Source organism: Levilactobacillus andaensis (assembly GCF_016861695.1).
Classification (GTDB): domain Bacteria; phylum Bacillota; class Bacilli; order Lactobacillales; family Lactobacillaceae; genus Levilactobacillus; species Levilactobacillus andaensis.
This window is the reverse complement of sequence record NZ_BOLP01000038.1, coordinates 1-1,434: the sequence shown is the minus strand read 5'-3', so window position 1 is coordinate 1,434 and position 1,434 is coordinate 1. Positions and strand designations below refer to the sequence as shown.

The 1,434-nt window shown below is 40.4% G+C and carries 1 protein-coding gene; it reads right to left on the bottom strand.

The features are described from left to right. Positions 1-47: 47 nt before the first annotated feature. A complete protein-coding gene (locus JUF10_RS14020) occupies positions 48-1,310 on the bottom strand; it encodes an ISL3 family transposase (protein WP_203643416.1) in 1,263 nt (420 codons plus the stop codon). Positions 1,311-1,434: the final 124 nt, after the last annotated feature.

Sequence of the window (1,434 nt, the reverse complement as noted above, 5' to 3'; positions counted from 1 at the left end):
GGCTCTTTGTCAACGGGTGTTGATGAGGGGAATTTGAGAGGTTCAATTCATTTTCGAATTGGGCCTCTTTTTTGAACCCTGATTTTGAATTCAATTTGTATTCTGTAATTGAAGTTGATCCAATTGCGGTAACCATAGGCAGTGCGTTTTATCTGTTTAATCTTACGGTTAACGCCCTCGATTGGACCATTTGAAATAGAACACTTTGTCATATTTTCAATGGACCGTATTCTTTGAATAAAGGTGTGAATAGTCTTTAGAAGTTGAGGACTGACGTTCTCAACTTCACCCAAGGCTTCGGTGAAGGCAGCGTAATCACGCTTTTGAATAGCTTCGGTTAACGCGTGGGCTGAGTAATAAGTGTTTTTGAATTCCTGTTTCAGTCCTATACCTTCCAGTACAACTTGTTCTTGGGTTAAATGGTCTTTGAGGTGTGAAAACCATTGTGTTTGGTTCTTCTCAAGGTCTTTATAGTTTTTCAAATAGAGACGCCAATAATACTTAAGCACACGGTATTCACGAGTTTCTTTAGGGAATTGCTTCATCAACTGAACGCGGGTCTGGTTCAATGAACGTAAGGTCATTTGAACCAAATGGAAATTGTCGGCTACTATAGCGGCTTTAGGGAAGACCTCATGAATAACGGATTGGTATTGAGAGTTGAAGTCCATGACGACGCTAGTAACCTTTTCCCTATTCTTTAGAGAGTAGTGATTTAGAAAATAATCTCCAATATCTTTGTTCTTTCGTCCTGGCAAGATGGTGATAAGGTCGTGCTCTTTTGCATCAATGGCGATAAAACTCATCTGATCACCAGTAGAGTGAAATTCATCGATACACAAAGAGCTAGGCAAACCGTTGTATGCCGGTCTAGTTTGCCTCCCAAGGGCTACTAGTTGTCGACTAACTGTGTTAGTCGAAACGTTGTATTGCGCGGCGATACTGGCCATGGTTCGATCCGTAGTTAACTCCTTAGTGATACCATGCTTAACGTTCTGAGAAATCTGATGTTGCTTCATAACGATTGGCGTTTGGGCAATTTGAGTGTGACCACATGCCTTACAAAGAAAACGTTGCTTACGTAGAACCAGTAAGGCTGTTCTCTCGCTGATATTGGGTATTCTAATGTTAACCGACTTGGCCCCATTTTTGACGATTTCATGTTTGCCACAACGTGGGCAAACACAGACGGAATAGGTTAAGTCGGCATAGATACGTAAAGCATCATGTGAAGTATCTTGAACTTTGAAATTAACAATGTTTTGGTCTTTAATTTGTAGTAAATCTCTTGTAGAATTGTCTTGGGACATATCATTCTTCTCGCTTTCAATTGGTTTTCGTCGACTTGATTGTAGCACAGAGGTGATATGCCTCTTTTTTTATGCAAAAATGGTGTCGATGGATTTCTCCATCAACACCAAATATCATAGAACC

Bases quoted from the DNA above. Each gene is read 5' to 3' on its own strand.
- JUF10_RS14020 (WP_203643416.1), bottom strand. From the start codon at position 1,310: ATGTCCCAAGACAATTCTACAAGAGATTTACTACAAATTAAAGACCAA.